The sequence below is a fragment of the Halorubrum tibetense genome, assembly GCF_042661865.1.
GTDB lineage: Archaea > Halobacteriota > Halobacteria > Halobacteriales > Haloferacaceae > Halorubrum > Halorubrum tibetense.
On the sequence record NZ_JBHSWW010000426.1, the window covers coordinates 1 to 1466 of the forward strand.

A 1466-nucleotide genomic window follows, 5' to 3' on the forward strand; every position below is an offset into this window, starting at 1 on the left:
CACAGCGCCCGCTGGAACGCGCGTCGGTCCACGTCGGCGTCGGGCCACGCCTCGATCCCGAGCGCGAGGTAGCGCCACCGCGGCCGGAGGTGTTTCGGGAGGTGTTTCACGGCTCGACCACCGGTTCGTCGTCGGACGGCACGCGCACCGCCATCACTCCGCCCCCGGTACCTCCTCGCCGGAGCCGATCCGCTCGGCGACGAGGACGCCGACCTGATCGTGGACGCGCTCGGCGACGGTCACCGCGAAGCCGACGTCGGTGAACGCCTCGACGAGGGTGCCGACCGTGGCCGGGTCGTCGACCTCGGGGCTGTAGAACGGCTCCTCGGGGTCCGGCTCGCCGAAGAACATCACGTCGCCGAGGACGATCCGGCGGGCCCCGGCGGCGGCCATCACTCGGATCGCCTCGCGCTTCTCGTCGTCCGAGAGGTGATGGAGCGCGAAGTTCGAGGTGACGATGTCGACGGCGACGCCGCCGAGGTTCGGCTCCCGGAACTCGCCGTACGCGAACTCGACGTTCGTGATCCGCGCCTCGGAGGCCTTGCGCCGCCCCTCCTCCATCATTCCCTCACTGATATCCCGGGCGAGCACTCGGCTCGCGTCGGGCGCGATCGCGAGGGCGATCGCGCCGGTTCCGGCCCCGAGGTCGGCGACTACGTCGTCCGAGCCGGGATCGGCGTAGGAGACGACGAGGTCCGCACAGGCACGGTACTCGTCGCTCTTCGAGTCGTCGTACTCGGTCGCCTTCTCGGAGAACCGCTCGGCGTGCTCCTCAACGCTCCGTTTCATACCGTCCACGTCGGACCCCGGGCGCTATGAAACCCTCGGAGCGTCGCTCGCGGTTCCGCTCGGCGATCCGGCTCCACGAGCGGAGTCCCTCGCGGATCCACTCGGCGTCGAACCCGACGCGCTCGCCGACGGCCACGAGTTCGCGGGGGGCCCGCAGTTCGAGGTGTGACCCAGCGTTCGCGCTGACGACGTAGGGGGTCCCGTAGTAGCACACGATCTCGCGGAGCTTCCGGAGGTCGGCGAGCGCCTGCACCCGCGCGCCGCCGGTCGAGCGGAGGACCGGCCCGAGGTCGAACTCCACGTGGACGTCGTTGTCGCGGGCGGCCTTCGCGAGCACGTGGTTGAACCCGCCGGACGCCGCGTTCGGCCGAGCGAGGACATCGACCCGGGGCTCCTCGACCGCGTATCGGTTCAGCCCGTCGTCGCCGCCGGCGACACAGACGACCGTGTGGTCCGGACGGTAGTTCCCGATCGCGCCGGACGCCCGACCGGGGTCGGTGGCGTCGATCTCGACCGCGTCGACGATGTCGATCCCGTACTCGGCCGCGACGGCGGCGGCCGAACCGCGTTCTTCGTCTGCATCGGTCGCCGGTGCGTCGGCAGTCGCCTCGTCACCGGTCGCCGGTGCGTCGCCGGTCGCCTCGTCGCCGGTCGAGCCATCGCCAGCCAAATCGTCG

At 71.4% G+C, this 1466-nt stretch carries 2 protein-coding genes and 1 pseudogene; all 3 read right to left on the reverse strand.

Annotated elements, in window-relative coordinates:
- A pseudogene (locus tag ACFQEU_RS15810) lies at positions 1-110 on the reverse strand (Rpp14/Pop5 family protein); the annotation flags it as partial.
- 43 nt (positions 111-153) lie between these two features.
- Entirely contained in the window at positions 154-789 is a 636-nt protein-coding gene (locus ACFQEU_RS15815) for a class I SAM-dependent methyltransferase (RefSeq protein ID WP_379783721.1), read from the reverse strand.
- A complete protein-coding gene (locus tag ACFQEU_RS15820; RefSeq protein WP_379783723.1) occupies positions 773-1459 on the reverse strand; it encodes an RNase P subunit p30 family protein in 687 nt (228 codons plus the stop codon). Before ACFQEU_RS15820 ends, ACFQEU_RS15815 begins: the two co-directional genes overlap by 17 nt.
- Between the last annotated feature and the right edge of the window lie 7 nt (positions 1460-1466).